Origin of the sequence: Peribacillus sp. NPDC096622 (genome assembly GCF_044762665.1) — a bacterium.
GTDB classification, from domain to species: Bacteria; Bacillota; Bacilli; order Bacillales; family DSM-1321; genus Peribacillus; species Peribacillus frigoritolerans_B.
The window spans coordinates 1-15,148 of record NZ_JBIWES010000036.1 but is presented as its reverse complement, the minus strand read 5'-3'; the positions used below and the strand labels follow the sequence as shown (position 1 = coordinate 15,148).

Below are 15,148 nucleotides of genomic sequence, written 5' to 3'. Positions count from 1 at the left end.
CGCTAGCCTCTACTTAATTTGCTATAAATTGGAGGTTTTTGTTTAACGATTGACCAAACTCAATCAGATCACTCATAAGGCTCAGCCTTTTTTTAAAAAGCATTTTTACTGGGTCTATTTTGTTGTGGTTTTTTCTGGATTTTGTGCTTTTTTAATTTTCATGGGAGTTTAAGTAGAATCCCACAATCTTTTCTACCCTTCCCAATCACTTAACGAATATAGAAATCAATAAACTAATTGCAAAGAAGATATATGCTATTTGGAATGGTTGTATACATTGTAAATTCAAAGGCTGAAAGTTTCCTTTGTTTTTTGGTTTTTACCAAATGCCGAAGATAGAAAGAAGAACTAATAATAAGTATTACTATGGAAATTGTACGTAAGGTTTCTGCATAAATTATCAAGTCTTTTCAACTCCTTTCTCTACACCCCCCTGCACGTAGCAGTAGTTCATTAATTTGATTCACTAACGCACTCCGTTTGTTTAAGTAGACACAATTCCTCACATCCAAATTATAACATTATTCTTTCACTAAACTGCCCCTTTAGTTCCATAAAGAAAAAGCTACCTTAAAGACAGCTCTGATCTTCAGCTAACGCACCCGTTTGTTCAAATTTGCAACCTTTCAGATTGTCCCTTACTTATAAAATGATTAAACAAAAGATAGATATACACCCCTATCACACCTCCAAGGGTATTTAGAATGACATCATCAATGTTTGTTGAACGAGCATATAATAAAAACGCTGACCCTGTAGAATTTTCAATAAATTGAATTAGTTCAATCCCAATAGAGATAAGCATTGTAACCATAATAGTCTTTTTTTTACTTGTTAAGATGCTAAGAGACATTAGTGCAAAAGCTAATGGGGTCAACATTAATAAAGGACCCATTAGTTGTGTAATTTCTGATTCTAAAATTGTTTTAAAAGGAACTAAATTTAGCAATGGAGTTGTTGAAGATATAACTTGATCTTCCAAATAATGCCACACCGGAATAAAGGTAACTACCTGATGTAATGAGCATAAATACACAATAAAAGCAGTTAGAACGACTAACTTATAAAAATTATTTACTATCGTTTTTTTTATCAAAAATATTATACAAACCGTTATAGGAATACAATTGATATAAAGCTCAATGAATTTTATACGTAAAAAACTAGAATCATAATTAAATTTCAATATTAACGGGATAAGGAAATAAAAAGTAGGAATAAGAATTGTAAACCATTTCACATTTTTTGACATAGCGAACCTCTTTCTTTACAAAATCATATGAACATTTTAACATTTATTTATAATGACTTTGTCCAAGTATTAAAATCTTGTTAAACTCCCTCAGTTTGATGCGAATATCTCTCGAATGCTCAATTACAATAATGTATCTATTCGGTGCATCATTATAATAAACGGAATTTCCTTTCTATTATAGCTATATTTTCTTTCAAAATATTACTAGTGGTTCTGTTGCAAAGTTTGAAAAAAGCATAAACAGGTTGGTAAATGAAGAACAATGTTTAGGAAGTAGCTAGTAATTGTTGAAATTCATTGTACGTTGAAAAGGCGGAGTCTCTTTGAAGACTTCGCCTTTGTTTATATTGGGCATGAATGGTTTCAATACCTTTAATTGTACGTGAAGCATGACGAAGATTTTGCAACAAAACCCTTCAAATCGTTGCCGTACCTCTAGTATAATCAGAATTTCCACAAAATAATTGGTAATGACTCCAGCCCTCTAAAAATTTCAGAATGTCTCCATTTAATTTCTATATCTGAACGAAGTGTAATGTCAGGAAAATTTTGAATAAGTTGTTGGAAAGCAACCTGTCCCTCTAAGCGAGCAAGAGGTGCACCTAAACAAAAATGTATCCCATTTCCGAAGGCTAGGTGTTTATTTGGATTTCTGGTGATATCTAGCTTGTTAGGATTTATAAATTGATCGGGATCGCGGTTAGCAGCAGCTAAACCTAGAAATATGAAATCCCCTTTTTTAATTTCCTGATCTCTAAAAATAAAATCTTCTACTGCATAACGAGATGTGGCAAATTCAACTGGATTAGTAAAGCGAAGAAACTCTTCTATAGCCGTTTTCATATACTCTGGATGATCTTTCAACTTTTCTAATTGATCACGATGCTGTAAAAGTGCTAGCATTCCATTTCCTATTAAGTTCACGGTTGTTTCATGCCCTGCGACAATTAATAAAAATAACATAGATAACAGTTCTTTATGGGAAAGCATGTCACCATTCTCTTCAGCGATGATTAACCCACTAATAATGTCATCACTTGGATTCTTTTTTCTTTTTTCAATTATTTTCTCTAGGTATCGAATAAATTGTTTAATAGATTCTTGAAATTTTGGAGCATTGTCTCCATTTGAAATGTTTGTAATTGCATTTGACCACACCCGGAATTGATGGCGGTCTTCTTCCGCAATACCCATCATTTCGGAAATAACGGTTACAGGAAGAGGAACCGCGTAATCCTCTATTAGGTCAACATCTGTTTTGTTTTTCATTTCTTCTATTAACTCGCTAGAGATTTGTTCGATTCTATTTTGGAGCCCTGTAATCATTTTAGGTGTAAACACTTTATGAACCAAAGTTCGTAGACGAGAATGGTCAGGTGGATCTTTAAATAACATGTTATTCACAATTAAATCTAATTCTTTCTGTTGCTCTTGAGTTTGTTCTCCATCAGACTTTAATATATTTATAACATCTTTTGTAACTTTTTCGTCTTTCAATAAAGTGATTACATCCTGATAACGAGTAATTAACCACGCTTGTCTCTGATATTCTCCCTGGGAGATTATAAATGGATGCACTGGTTCATGCTCTCTATAATACGCTAATGTTGGGTAAGGATTATTTTGGTACTCTGATGAATACAAATCGAATGCCATTTTTTCCATGCTTCTCTCTCCTTTTTATGGATTACAAAAAAGGTATCTTAACCTTAATAAGCCTTCTTAATACTTTTGTGGTTTCCCGATAATTAATGAGTGTACAAATTATTGTATTTTATCACCTCAATAATTTTTAACAACCACCTATATTTCATCAAAAAACCTATACCTTTGTTGTGCTTAACTTTAACTTATGATCTACTTCTTGAAACTTCGGTATTTATCTAATGGAGTAACTCAAAAAAATGGCCCAATTGTGGAACAACAGCTTAGATTTCTTTTTAACTTTACGTTTGACGAATTTTATGTGTTCCCCTACTTTTTTTGGGAAGGCTGGCTCGTCGTGTGGGGGCGAAACTCCGAGAACAAACGCGGGACTTAAGTGATAGACTGGACCGTACAACCCGGTGCTCATGTTCGCCCAATTTTTCTGTACATTCTGTCAGTGTGCACTTTTGTGGTGTGCGAAATCGCCATGCTTGTTTTTGGTTATAAAGAAGGACAGGACTAGCCCTATTATCCCGAAGATAATAACAGCCAAATAAGCGTCATTCATTCCGTCGATGGAGGCTTTCTGAAGCAATTGCGCAGGATCAGTAATAGTTCCTTCCGCTGCCAACTTCACGGCATGTGTCTGTGCTCGACTGGTTAGAATGGTAACCAAGAGCGCTGTGCCAATCGCACCTGATACCTGCTTGACCGTATTGGAAATCGCGGTTCCATGAGAGTGCAGCGATGCTGGCAGCTGGTTTAGTCCGGCAGTTGTAATAGGCATTAAAAACAGCGCCATCCCGATCCGTCTGCACGTGGACATGAGTAAGAGATACACATAGCTTGTAGAAGAAGTTAATGAAACAAAACCGATCGTGGTCACAATAGTGATGACAATTCCGATGATAGACAGCCATTTAGCTCCAAACCGGTCGAAGAGACTGCCTGCTACCGGCATCATTAGACCCATAAGCAATGCGCCAGGCAGCATTAGAATTCCGGCATCAAGCGCCGAATAATGTCTCATATTCTGTAAATAAATCGGAAGCAGCATCATATCCGCATACATGACCACCGTCACGACTATATTAATGATCGTGGTTAGCGAGAACAGGTTATACTTAAAGGCTTTCAAATCCAACAGGGGACTGTTGCTTCTTAACTGGCTGATGGAGAATAATACAAGTGAAAGTACGCCTATCGCCAAGCTTGCCATCACTTCGGTACTCGACCAGCCAACGGCGCCCGCTCTGCTGAAGCCGTATAATAAGGTGCCGAATCCGAGTATAGATAAAATCATTCCCGTTACATCCAACACGGGATAAGAGCGTTCTGTCACATTTTTCAAGTAAAAGAAGGCAAGAAGAATAACCAAGGCGGCGAACGGAATAATAACGTAGAACAGCGCGCGCCATGCAAAATGATCCAGCATGTATCCGGCATACGTAGGACCTACAGCTGGCGCGAAAATGATGGCTACTCCAATCAACCCCATAGCTCCTCCCCGTTTCTCCGCTGGAAAGAGGGTAAGCACAACATTCATCAATAAAGGCATAATAATCCCTGCTCCGGCAGCCTGTATGAGACGTCCGATTAACAGCACTTCGAAGCCAGGCGCGATGCCGGATATGGTTGATCCAGCAAGAAACGCAATCATTGCCGAAAGAAATAGCTCACGGGTTGTAAAGCGCTGTATAAGATAGGCTGTCATGGGAATAAATACTCCGTTGACCAGCATGTAGCCAGTTGTCAGCCATTGGGCGGTCGTTGCTGCAATGTCAAAAACCTTGATTAGTTCCGGAGTCGCCACGCTCATAATGGTTTGATTTAAAACGGTAATAAATGTGCCCAGAATCATAATAAAGAGAAGGGGACCTTTTTTGACGGTGTGTATAGTCAACTCTCCACTCATTATTTGTCTTCTCCTTTCCTCATCCGTATTTTAGGAAAAAAATCCTTTTTGCTCCAGCAAATCCTCTGTGGCCTCCCACAACTTCTGCTGCATTGCGGCATCTCCCCCGGGCGGCACTGGTTCAATTGATTTTCCATTTCCAACATTAAAGTATCCGCCTGTCATTTTTTGATATTCCGGCTTCACAATCAATCGGGTGATAATATCGGCTCCTCTTCGCGGATCTCCAAGACGAAGGGCTTTCAACAATCGTTCTAATACAGATGCAAACCAAAGTTCTCGTCCTAGTCCGGTAACATTAAATCCTGGATTTAGCGAATTTACGCTGATTCCCATACCAGCCCACCGTCTTGCCAGTTCAGCAGTGAACATAATATTAAACAATTTGGTTTTTCCATAGATGGCGGATGAGCCGCGAGCGGTAAAGGGAGTTGTATCAGTTAAATCGTCGGGGAGCTTCAAAACGCCATGACGGCGTGAAGCTTCAGAGGCAACATTGACAACTCTGGCCTTGCCTGCGTTCTGCAGAGATGGTTTTATCATATGTGTCAACAGCCACGGCGCTAAATAATTGACAGCAATCATTTCAGGAAGCCCCTCGGGAGTGATACGGGGCTCGAAGGCATGAATTCCCGCATTGTTCAACAGCACATCAATTTTAGGGTAAGCGGCGGCTATTTCACTGCCAACTCGTTTAACATCCTTCAATAGCGATAAATCTCCATAAAAAAAATCAATTTTCACTGATGATGTATTTGCCTCAATCTGTTTTCTCGTAGCTTCAGCACGTTCTTTACTCCTAGCAGTCAAGACAAGGTCAAAACTTTGGCTTCCCAATTCAAGCGCGACAAGCTGTCCAAGACCGCTGGTGGCACCTGTTATGACAACAGTTGCTTTTTTAGGCATCGTCATTTCTCCTTCATGTGATACAATTTTTTTGAAGTAATCATTCCAAACAACAGGTGAGGTAGGACATATAGTTGACATATATCCACTATATCGAATTGATTGACATATGTCAATCAATTCGAGTTGTTTTTGATCTAGAGAAAGGTGAGTGAGCATGAAGTATAATCCATTCAAAAATGAACCGAGGGAGAAACTGGAGATTGAGTTAGGCGAGCAGCTTAACGCCCTCATTAGCGCTGCACATGCCCTGAATGTCAGAGCTGCGGCGAAATTTGATTCCTCCTTACAGCCTGCCGCCTTCCATATCGTTCGTTGGTTGTACTCCTATGGTCCAACTAATGCCGCCGCTTTAGCGGAATCAACAGCGATGGATCGAAGTTCGGTCAGTCGCCTTGTCAAACAGCTCCAGTCTCTGGGGTATGTGAGCAGAGAGGTATCCCCTAATGATGGTCGGGGAATTGTGTTGTCTCTTACCGAGTATGGACAACAAAAAATAACTGATGCGCTTAAGGAAAAAGAGTCCATTTTTTTTGAGCGAATCTCAAACTGGAAAGATGCGGAGCTTCATGATTTCATCCAAATGCTCAGACACTTTAATGGATTCGTCAGATGAGAACGTAATATTGCGGTAGTGGCCCCCTTAAAAGCACTTGCAAACAGCAGCGCCACTACCCATTATGCAAACCCTAGCGTTTCATGGATATGATGTAGACAACTGCGTCCCCGATGGTAATATGAATTCAGCTAATAGGAGATGCTGATCAGGATGCACCTGTCAGATAGAGGGATACCCTCTGTTTGACAGTGCTTTTTGGGTTCTGGTGCAAAAACATTTGATAGAGACATAGAACCTATATGGACTGTTCAATGACAGTTTATGATGCAATTCCAAACAATTTATGTATGAATCTAACTTCATTTTGGGCAGACTTCGTCTGTGGGTGAAGTTGTCCTCTTTTCAGCATATGCATGGCTTCAACACCACTCAATATAGAAGTGGCTGTTTCATACGACTTGAATCCTAACATAGAACACACACGTTTCTTAATGAAACGGTGAACCTGTTCCACTATATTATTGAGATATTTAACTTGCCTTATTTGTATGCCTTCAGGCATACGTTTCTCTTCTTTTGCCTCTTGAATCGCTACGGAATAGGCCGGATTCTTGTCTACTGTTATAACACGAGGTTTACAAATATGAGAAGCAGCCAAGGCTTTCTTAAAAAAGCGCTTGGCTGCTTGTTTATCTCTTGATTCACTTAGATAAAAATCAATGGTATTTCCTTTAGAATCGACTGCGCGATATAAATACACCCATTGACCTTTTACTTTCACATATGTTTCATCGGCTCTCCAGAAGTCATTTGTTATCTTAAGATGACGTCGTACTCTTTCGTATAATTCGGGTCCATATTGATGCACCCAACGCATAATGGTGGTGTGAGGAATAAACAAGCCTCGTTCCTCCATCATTTCCACCAAATCACGAAAACTGAGATTGTACCTTAGGTACCATCTTACTATTAATAAGATAAGATCAGGCTGATAATGCTTCCATTTAAACAAATTTTCCTTTTCCATACCAATCACAACCTTTTTTAGAGTAATAGTATCAGTATGTCCAAGTTTAGGAGATTACTTACAAGAGCTTTAGAGTTTTTGCACCAGAGCCAAAAATATTTTATTAAGCTGCTTTGAGTGCAGGTAATTTTGCTTGTCTACGTAAATAAATATTATTAACAATTAAACTTACAATGGTAATTAATGCACCTAATACTTCTACAGTTGGCATGTTGTACCCATTAATAATCGAAATAATAAATGTAGTAATTGGAACCATATTCATAAACAAGATTCCATTGATTGGTGTAATTATTTTATTACCAAGATTCCAACAGAATACTGCTAATACACCAGCAATAAAGATCATATAAAATAATGCTCCGGATACATCAAATACCATTGTAAGAGTCGGAATTTTTAACCACCCTAAAGCTGTAGCTAGACCTACGATAATTACAATAGAAATAGAACCGAAGAAAGATGTTAATGTTGTATAACGAAGTGGTGACCAACTTGGGAAATAGTCCCCTCCCATTGTATAAATTACCCAGCAAAGAGCACCGATTAGAATTAAAAGCCCCGCAAATAAATTAGCATCTTCAGAAAATAATACACTTAAATCCCCTTTTGTAATGACTAAGACTACTCCAATTAAAGATGCGAACATACAAGTCAATGTTACTCCACTTGGTTTAACACGTTTTACTAACCAGTTAACCATTACGCCTAGAAGTGGTTGTACTGCCATCATAATAGAAGCAACTACAGCACCAGATGGCCCAGCCAATTTTTGACCTAAAAATACTAGAAAATTAAACCCTGCAAACCCCATAGTTCCAAAAAATAATAGTTTTCCGCTTTTCCCCTCCGGACTTATAAATTTTTTTCCTTCGATAGCTAGTAATAAAACTACAAATACAACAGTAGCGGTAACGTAACGAAAAGCTGTAAAGTAAAATGGATCCATTATTTTTAAAGCATCCCCCATAATGGGAAACATTCCTCCCCATGATAGTACCGCTATTAAACACATAATAATTCCTAACATGAATTTATTATTCTTCATTTGTATCATCTCCTATTATTCAATTTTTTTATGCTAATATATTTTGAAGTTGTCTTATCTTTACTTTTCCAGAAAAGCTGTATGGGATTTCGGGAATAAAGTGAATATCAACATTTGATTTTGGTCCAATGATATCTGTAATATCTCATAGAACAGGACTTTAGGCATGTAAAATGCCGCTTTGCCAAATCTGCAGGATTTCAAAGTCTTCGTCATGCTTCGCGTACCTTGAAAGGAATCGAAACGATTCATGCTATATATAAACGAAAACGAGGTTTGCAGCCAAACCCCGTTTTTTCAACGTACAATAAATTACAACAATTACTTACAATTGCATAAGATTCAACTGTATTAACCCTAACTTTCTATCTTTTAAAAAAACTTTGCAACAGCACCGCTTTTTTTTAATGGTGTGATTAGGAAAAATAAGAAAGGATATGTACGATTACAAATTCGCGAAAGTCGAAATTATACTATTAACTTCATTAGGATACAGCCTTCGTATTGTCGGCTATTGCCCTCTCGGGAGAAGGGCGAGCTGAACGCATCTATATAAAACAAAAGAGCTGCACGTCGAAGTACAGCTCTTTATCTTGTTTGCCCTTGTGCTCTGCCTCACGGCAGAAAGAAAAGCGAACTGCGCACAATATTATCCAGCATTTCACGTTCCGCCGTTACTGTGGTCACCGTAATCCCGTGCATAACATTAACTAGGTATTGGGCCAATGCTTTCAAATTCCAGGTTCCCTTGAGCTCACCGGTTTGTACCGCACGTTCCAACAATTGGTAAAAGACTTCCTCATTCTCAGCCATATTGGCTTGGACCCGCTTAAATACCTTTGGACGGGAAGCTGCCAGCTCTAACGAGGCATTCACCATAAAGCAGCCTCGGCGGCGTGTATATTCGATGACCTCTTGAAAATAGCGCAGCAGAAGTTCTTTTGCCGACCCTTGGTCATACAAGATAGCCGCCAGCTGCTGTTTAGATTGCTGGTCGTAACGCTCCAACGCCTGAAGGTACAAGTCCTCTTTACTTCCAAACGTCTCATAAATGCTGCTTCGGCTAAGTCCAAGCTGCTCCACCAGATCCTTCATGGAACACCCCTCGTACCCTTTATGCCAAAACACGTCGATAGCCAGATCCAATACTTTTGGAATTTCAAAACTTTTATTTCTGCTCATAACTCACCTCTTCTCAAAACAATCTTACGCGGCAAAAAAGGTGCGTGAACTCCGGTTTCACTTAAGCTTGTACAAACTTCAGGATCTCGGCGTTAAACTTGTCCTTCTCTTCAAACACGAGTCCATGGCCGCTTTCCTCAAACACGATGACTTCCGCGCCTGGAAATCCGTTAATCTGAGGCTCAAAAGGCATTGTATCATGTTTGCCTTGGAAAATACGAACCGGCACATGAATTTGGGCCAATTCTTCCCGCGAATCTTCATAAGCAAGGCTCTTGAGCGACATTGTAAGAGCTATGGGATCGGTCTCCAGCGACATGCGGTTGTACCAGTCGACAAAAGCCTGGCTCGGCTTTTGATGGAACAAAGAGCTGTTGAAGCCTTCAATCAGCTGCGGACGGTCATGCTGTGCAGCTTCTACAAGGGACTCCACAACATCAACCGGCAAGCCGTAAGGATAATCCGGTCTTTGCGTGAAGAGAGGCGTAGCGGCGGAGGCAAGTACCAGCTTGGAAACGCCATAACCTTGATGTCTTGCCATATATCTCACCGCAACAGCCCCGCCCATCGAGAAACCGACCAGTGTCGCATTTTTAATCTCCAGCTGCTCAAACACCCGGCGAATGTCATCTGCAAACTGATTGTACGAATAGCCGTTGAACGGACGGTCAGATTTCCCGAAACCTCTCAAATCAATACCGATGTAACGAATTCCTTTGAACGGAAGAACGTTTCTTTGGTATTCATACATGGCTTGCCCAACAGGAAGGCCATGTATGAACACAACCGGCTTCCCTTCACCGACATCTTCCACATACAAGGTTACGTTGCTTCCTACAGGTACATAATGACCAGAAGCTGTTGTTAATCTTTGAGTCATAATAATGATCCTCCTATATTATTCGATTTTTAGATTTTTGATGCATTTTGGAATAATCGTTCCGAAAAAGGTTTTTAAAAACCGAGTCCCTGAGACTCGACGGTTGCTTCTCGGAAAATTACAGCGCAGCCTCCAATATTTTGCGGCTTACATCTAAGGTAACATCCTTTGTTTCAGATAGAGCAGTCATACCGTGGGACTCCAACTGGTTAATGATTTCGTCAATATTTTCAGCACCAAGGCCGTAATCGGAGAGTTGGGTTTTTACCCCTAGGCTTTCAAAAAAATCTTGTGTTTGTCGAATCGCTGCATCAATACGTTCATCCTTGCTGCCTTCGCGAATATTCCAGACACGATCGGCATACTGAAGTAATTTAGCGTGTTTTTGTCGACGGCGCACCTTCATCACGGCAGGAATAACAACAGCCATAGTCTGTGCGTGATCAATTCCATAAAGCGCCGTGAGCTCATGGCCAATCATATGAGAGGTCCAATCTTGCGGTACTCCGGCCCCAGTGGTACCATTCAGCGCCGACGTCGCACTCCATACAAGATTAGCCCTTGTTTCGTAATCTTGCAGATTATCAACAGTTTGAGGACCCACTTCAATCAAGGTTTGGAAAAGCCCTTCGGAGATACGGTCTTGCACCCTCGCATCAACCGGGTAAGTCAGATACTGTTCAAATACATGCGAGAAGGCGTCGATAATACCGTTGGCCACTTGGTGTTTAGGCAGTGTAAACGTAATTGTCGGATCTAATATGGAGAACTGCGGGAATACTAATTCGCTGAAAAACGGAAGTTTGCTCTTTTGTCCCCTATGGCTGATGACGGAGTAAAAGTTCATTTCGGATCCTGTTGCTGGTATCGTTAACACGACACCAAACGGGACGGCTTTCGTAATTTCCGCTGGTTTTACTTGCCCTCCGCTAAATATGTCGAAGAAGTTATCGCCTTCTAAATGAGCTCCTGCTGCCACAAATTTCGTCCCGTCAATAACGGATCCTCCACCAACCGCAAGCAAGAAGTCAATGTTCTCTTTGCGTACGAGCTCAATTGCTTTTACCAATGTTTCGTAAGCGGGGTTCGGCTCAATTCCGCCAAATTCAAATACATTACGTGTTCCAAGAGCCTCTTTTACTTTATCGAGGGTCCCGAATTTTTTAACGCTTCCCCCGCCATATAGAACTAATACATTGGTATTGGCAGGCACCAGTTTGTCAAGTTCGTGAAGTCGATCTTTACCGAATACAATCCGTGTTGGGTTATAAAAATCAAAATTTAACACAATAGATTCTCCTTTCAAAACCTTGGTAAGTTTCTTCCATATTTCTAAATGAAAAGTAATAAGATACTTTAATCATTGAAAAGTTCCACTGTGGATTTCGGCCGAATTGGGCCATAATCAGCCATTGGCATTCTGATTCCCATCACCCCGAAGTATCCACACCGATTCCATCGATGCTTGGATAATCTGTGTAGCCTCGCTCACCGCCACCATAGAATGTGGAATCGGTATCCAGCGACATGCGGTTGTACCCAATACCATGTAACGAATTCCTTTGAACGGAAGAACGTTTCTTTGGTATTCATACATGGCTTGCCCGACAGGAAGGCACAACCGGCTTCCCTTCGCCGACATCTTCCACATACAAGGTTACGTTGCCTCCTACTGGTACATAATGACCGGAAGCTGTTGTTAGTCTTTGATCACAATAATGATCCTCCTATATTATCCGATTTTTAGATCTTTGGCGCATTCGGGAATAATCGTTCCAAAAAAGGGTTTTAAAAATCGAGTCCCTGAGACTCGACGGTTGCTTCCTAAATCCTTTCCAAAAAAAGCCTGTTTCTCTCTTTCTGGAACATTCATTCCACTATAGAAATAACTATACTCTTTTTTACGCCTTGGAGTCAAGCGTCGAAAAAAAAGGCAAGGGCATTCGCTGGGGTTAAGCCGAGATACAGGTAATTTTGGGTCATAGGGTGTATTTTTATTTCCACCATCCGATTATCGTGTAACAAAAAGGTATTTTAATAATAGTGGTACGGATTATTTTTGATACAGTATTTTGTTACAGCTAGTTCAACGGTTAGGATATTTCATATTTTCAAATACAAAGCGTAACAAAAACGAACGTTTATATTACAAATATCGCTGAAAAACAATATTCGGTAAAAAATCTATTGATGTGACCTAGTTTTACACGTATCCCGGCTGTACTCCATATAGGTGAATATTACCATTTAAAGGCTTGGAGTAGGTATTTTTTATTTTGTTGTTCAACTATCCTGCCCCGATAATTGCATAAAAAAAAAATCTGCATTAAAGACAGCTCTGATCTTCAGCTAAAGCACTCGTTAGTTAATTTTCATGGTAGCTTAATAAGAAAACATATTTTATTTCTGATTTAAACTTCTTAGGAATGTCTTGTTCATACGGCTCAACAAAACCTAATTGTTGATAAAACAACTACAAATTATCCTAATAAAAAGCCAATTAGAGAAAATCTATCATTAAAAATAGCTTCATTTTTTTGTGTAATCTAGTAATAATTCTTCTGTAATCTTCCACAAACTTTGCTGCATAAGCTTTTCATTTCCAGGATATACTGGTTCAATTTCAGCACCAGTTCCTACTGTAAAATATCTACCCGTAATATTATTAAATTTTGGTTCAGTTGCTAGACGAACGATGAGGTCAGCACCCCTTTTAGGATTTCCGATGTTTAGAAGTTTCAATATTTTCCCTAATATTGTAGAAAACCAGAGATCTCTTCCTAGACCAGTATTATTGAAACCTGGATTCAGAGTGTTAGCAGTGACCTTAATATTAGATAACTGACGTGCAAGCTCATAGGTAAACATTATGTTTAAGAGTTTTGTTTTACCATAGACTTCTGATGATCCTTTAGCTGTAAAAGGAGAAGTATCAATCAAATCATCTGGCAATTTTAGCTTTCCATGATTACGTGATGATTCCGAAGCAACATTAATGATTTTTCCATTTTCTGCTTTTATTAAAGATTCCTTTAATAAATCTGTAAGTAACCAGGGTGTTAGGTAGTTTACAGCTATCATCTCCGCGAAACCTTCAGATGTAATTCTTTGTTCAAAACCGTGAATCTCTGCATTATTAATAAGTACATCAACCTTTGGATAGTTTTCTTTTATCTCAAGACCGATCCGTCGTGTATCTTTCATTAAGGACAGATCACCGAAATAGAAATCTACTTCAGTATCTGGTGAAACTTCTTTAATCAACCTTTCAGCAATTTTTGCTCGCTCTTCATTACGCGCAGTCAATACTAGTTTTGCACCAAGTTTTGCAATTTCAACTGCTGCAATCTGACCTATACCACTGGTAGCCCCGGTAATTACAACAATAGGATATCCAGACATTATTAACCCCCAATAAACTTGACATATAACAGGCAAACGAAATATATTTGATATAAGTCAACTATAATTAGTTAATTGATATATATCAATTACTTTAAATAGAAGGAGATAACTATGAGTAATCACTCTGATGTTAGAAAAGAACTTGAACTAAATTTAGGTAAGCAACTTAACGCGTTGATAAGCGAAGCGCATGCACTTAATGTTAGAACTGCATCTATATTTGACGAAACATTACAGCCAGCAGCTTTTTTGATTGTTCGTTGGTTATACTCACATGGTCCTGCTAACGCAAGCACTTTAGCTGAATCAACCGCCATGGATCGAAGCTCTGTAAGTAGACTTATTGGTCAGCTAAAAAATCGAGGTTATGTTATGAGTGAACCTCACTCCACAGATCGTCGTGGTGTATTGTTGTCCTTGACCACACATGGTCATGAAAAAACTACAAAAGCAATAAGAGAAAAAGAATCTATCTTTTATGAAACTATCTCAGGTTTAACTAATTCTCAATTGAAAGAATATATTGAGATGCTTAAAAATCTTTCTATTCAGAAAAAAGAGGATTGATAAGATGAATGCCTCCTCCCGGACTCTAGTAGGAAGGTAGCTTAATATAGGGTTTATTTAAATTAAAGCATGGTACATTACTCTTCGATTTATATATTTACAAGACACTTAAATGCTTATCTAGACTCTAGAACGCCCTCTACACCCCTTTCATTCATCCAGCGCAAGTTGTTTAGGTGTATCATTGATACCAGCACTCCGGCCAATGCACGCTGCTCTAATTCCTATTAAAATTAGTTTATACTAAACATTAAACATCTATCCTTGATAAACCTGCCCCTTTAGTTGAATAACGGTAAAGAAAAAGGGTTGCCTCAGCAACCTTTTTTCTTCTTCAATTCTTGCACCTTTTAGTTCAACAAGGAAAATAATGATTTCGTAAACAAATGGTTTTTTATTTTTCACTTCCACGAGACCATATCACCACTGGAATTAGTAATAGGTATAAAATTCCTCCAATAAATGATAATGTTAGATAACTTGAACCTGCCACAATCATTCCAGACAATGCTACGCCAGCAGCTCCTGACAACGCAATCAAAACATCCACTGTACCTTGTGTTTAGGTTTTTATTTTATGCCATTAGTGAATATCTAAGTAGGTAATTCTTGAGAAAGATTACATCCTTAAAAATAATCATCGAACCTCTTATTGCACTAACCTGCCCCGATAGTTCCATAAAATCGAGTAGGAGGAGGTGCCTAGCCTCCGACCTCTCACACCACCGTACATACCGTTCGGTATACGGCGGTTCAG

13 protein-coding genes and 2 pseudogenes are annotated in these 15,148 nt (G+C 39.2%); 3 read left to right on the top strand and 12 right to left on the bottom strand.

Annotation, left to right across the window (positions count from 1 at the left end):
* Positions 1-610 precede the first annotated feature (610 nt).
* From ACIQYG_RS26025 to ACIQYG_RS26005, 5 genes and pseudogenes are all read right to left on the bottom strand, one after another.
* A complete protein-coding gene (locus ACIQYG_RS26025; RefSeq protein ID WP_402844266.1) occupies positions 611-1,252 on the bottom strand; it encodes a VanZ family protein in 642 nt (213 codons plus the stop codon).
* A gap of 269 nt (positions 1,253-1,521) precedes the next feature.
* Positions 1,522-1,659, bottom strand: a pseudogene (locus tag ACIQYG_RS26020) (IS6 family transposase); the annotation flags it as partial.
* Between the two features lie 40 nt (positions 1,660-1,699).
* Entirely contained in the window at positions 1,700-2,920 is a 1,221-nt protein-coding gene (locus ACIQYG_RS26015; RefSeq protein ID WP_402844263.1) for a cytochrome P450 family protein, read from the bottom strand.
* Positions 2,921-3,356: 436 nt separating this feature from the next.
* The gene (locus tag ACIQYG_RS26010) at positions 3,357-4,817 is read right to left on the bottom strand and encodes a DHA2 family efflux MFS transporter permease subunit (protein ID WP_402844260.1); all 1,461 of its coding nucleotides are present in this window, start codon (positions 4,815-4,817) and stop codon (positions 3,357-3,359) included.
* Positions 4,818-4,847: 30 nt separating this feature from the next.
* Positions 4,848-5,723 (bottom strand): SDR family NAD(P)-dependent oxidoreductase, encoded by an 876-nt coding sequence (locus tag ACIQYG_RS26005; protein ID WP_402844268.1) that lies wholly within the window; start codon positions 5,721-5,723, stop codon positions 4,848-4,850.
* A 157-nt stretch (positions 5,724-5,880) separates the two neighbouring features.
* Here ACIQYG_RS26005 and ACIQYG_RS26000 point away from each other — a divergent pair, with 157 nt between their 5' ends.
* Positions 5,881-6,339: a MarR family winged helix-turn-helix transcriptional regulator gene (locus ACIQYG_RS26000; RefSeq protein ID WP_402844257.1), complete on the top strand. Its 459-nt coding sequence runs from the start codon at positions 5,881-5,883 to the stop codon at positions 6,337-6,339.
* Positions 6,340-6,601: 262 nt separating this feature from the next.
* On the opposite strand, the gene ACIQYG_RS25995 is transcribed toward ACIQYG_RS26000, so the two are convergent.
* Together ACIQYG_RS25995 and ACIQYG_RS25990 are read right to left on the bottom strand one after the other, a co-directional pair.
* Positions 6,602-7,309 (bottom strand): IS6 family transposase, encoded by a 708-nt coding sequence (locus ACIQYG_RS25995; RefSeq protein WP_402844254.1) that lies wholly within the window; start codon positions 7,307-7,309, stop codon positions 6,602-6,604.
* A 103-nt stretch (positions 7,310-7,412) separates the two neighbouring features.
* Positions 7,413-8,357, bottom strand: a complete 945-nt coding sequence (locus ACIQYG_RS25990; protein ID WP_402844251.1) for a DMT family transporter — start codon at positions 8,355-8,357, stop codon at positions 7,413-7,415.
* A 144-nt stretch (positions 8,358-8,501) separates the two neighbouring features.
* Between ACIQYG_RS25990 and ACIQYG_RS25985 the strand changes: the two are divergent.
* Positions 8,502-8,696: pseudogene (locus ACIQYG_RS25985) on the top strand (IS6 family transposase); the annotation flags it as partial.
* A gap of 276 nt (positions 8,697-8,972) precedes the next feature.
* On the opposite strand, the gene ACIQYG_RS25980 reads toward ACIQYG_RS25985, so the two are convergent.
* The 4 genes from ACIQYG_RS25980 to ACIQYG_RS25965 all read right to left on the bottom strand — a co-directional run bounded on the left by ACIQYG_RS25980 (position 8,973) and on the right by ACIQYG_RS25965 (position 13,821).
* Complete coding sequence (locus ACIQYG_RS25980) at positions 8,973-9,539, bottom strand: TetR/AcrR family transcriptional regulator (RefSeq protein WP_402844248.1); 567 nt, start codon at positions 9,537-9,539, stop codon at positions 8,973-8,975.
* Positions 9,540-9,600: 61 nt separating this feature from the next.
* Positions 9,601-10,419 carry an alpha/beta fold hydrolase gene (locus ACIQYG_RS25975; RefSeq protein ID WP_402844246.1) on the bottom strand — a complete coding sequence of 273 codons (819 nt, stop codon included), beginning with the start codon at positions 10,417-10,419 and terminating at the stop codon, positions 9,601-9,603.
* A 118-nt stretch (positions 10,420-10,537) separates the two neighbouring features.
* A complete protein-coding gene (locus ACIQYG_RS25970; RefSeq protein ID WP_402844243.1) occupies positions 10,538-11,707 on the bottom strand; it encodes an iron-containing alcohol dehydrogenase in 1,170 nt (389 codons plus the stop codon).
* A gap of 1,241 nt (positions 11,708-12,948) precedes the next feature.
* The gene (locus ACIQYG_RS25965; RefSeq protein ID WP_402844240.1) at positions 12,949-13,821 is read right to left on the bottom strand and encodes an SDR family NAD(P)-dependent oxidoreductase; all 873 of its coding nucleotides are present in this window, start codon (positions 13,819-13,821) and stop codon (positions 12,949-12,951) included.
* A 114-nt stretch (positions 13,822-13,935) separates the two neighbouring features.
* Between ACIQYG_RS25965 and ACIQYG_RS25960 the strand changes: the two genes are divergently transcribed.
* Entirely contained in the window at positions 13,936-14,391 is a 456-nt protein-coding gene (locus tag ACIQYG_RS25960) for a MarR family winged helix-turn-helix transcriptional regulator (RefSeq protein WP_402844239.1), read from the top strand.
* Positions 14,392-14,649: 258 nt separating this feature from the next.
* Here ACIQYG_RS25960 and ACIQYG_RS25955 read toward each other — a convergent pair whose 3' ends face one another.
* Positions 14,650-14,802, bottom strand: coding sequence for a hypothetical protein (locus ACIQYG_RS25955; protein ID WP_402844237.1), 153 nt, complete (start codon positions 14,800-14,802; stop codon positions 14,650-14,652).
* Between the last annotated feature and the right edge of the window lie 346 nt (positions 14,803-15,148).

Excerpts from the sequence above, each read along its gene's own strand:
- ACIQYG_RS25990 (WP_402844251.1), bottom strand. The coding sequence starts at position 8,357 with ATGAAGAATAATAAATTCATGTTAGGAATTATTATGTGTTTAATAGCG.
- ACIQYG_RS26025 (WP_402844266.1), bottom strand. The coding sequence starts at position 1,252 with ATGTCAAAAAATGTGAAATGGTTTACAATTCTTATTCCTACTTTTTAT.
- ACIQYG_RS26015 (WP_402844263.1), bottom strand. The coding sequence starts at position 2,920 with ATGGAAAAAATGGCATTCGATTTGTATTCATCAGAGTACCAAAATAAT.
- ACIQYG_RS25975 (WP_402844246.1), bottom strand. The coding sequence starts at position 10,419 with ATGACTCAAAGATTAACAACAGCTTCTGGTCATTATGTACCTGTAGGA.
- ACIQYG_RS25960 (WP_402844239.1), top strand. The coding sequence starts at position 13,936 with ATGAGTAATCACTCTGATGTTAGAAAAGAACTTGAACTAAATTTAGGT.
- ACIQYG_RS25980 (WP_402844248.1), bottom strand. The coding sequence starts at position 9,539 with ATGAGCAGAAATAAAAGTTTTGAAATTCCAAAAGTATTGGATCTGGCT.
- ACIQYG_RS25995 (WP_402844254.1), bottom strand. The coding sequence starts at position 7,309 with ATGGAAAAGGAAAATTTGTTTAAATGGAAGCATTATCAGCCTGATCTT.
- ACIQYG_RS25965 (WP_402844240.1), bottom strand. The coding sequence starts at position 13,821 with ATGTCTGGATATCCTATTGTTGTAATTACCGGGGCTACCAGTGGTATA.
- ACIQYG_RS26010 (WP_402844260.1), bottom strand. The coding sequence starts at position 4,817 with ATGAGTGGAGAGTTGACTATACACACCGTCAAAAAAGGTCCCCTTCTC.
- ACIQYG_RS26000 (WP_402844257.1), top strand. The coding sequence starts at position 5,881 with ATGAAGTATAATCCATTCAAAAATGAACCGAGGGAGAAACTGGAGATT.
- ACIQYG_RS26005 (WP_402844268.1), bottom strand. The coding sequence starts at position 5,723 with ATGCCTAAAAAAGCAACTGTTGTCATAACAGGTGCCACCAGCGGTCTT.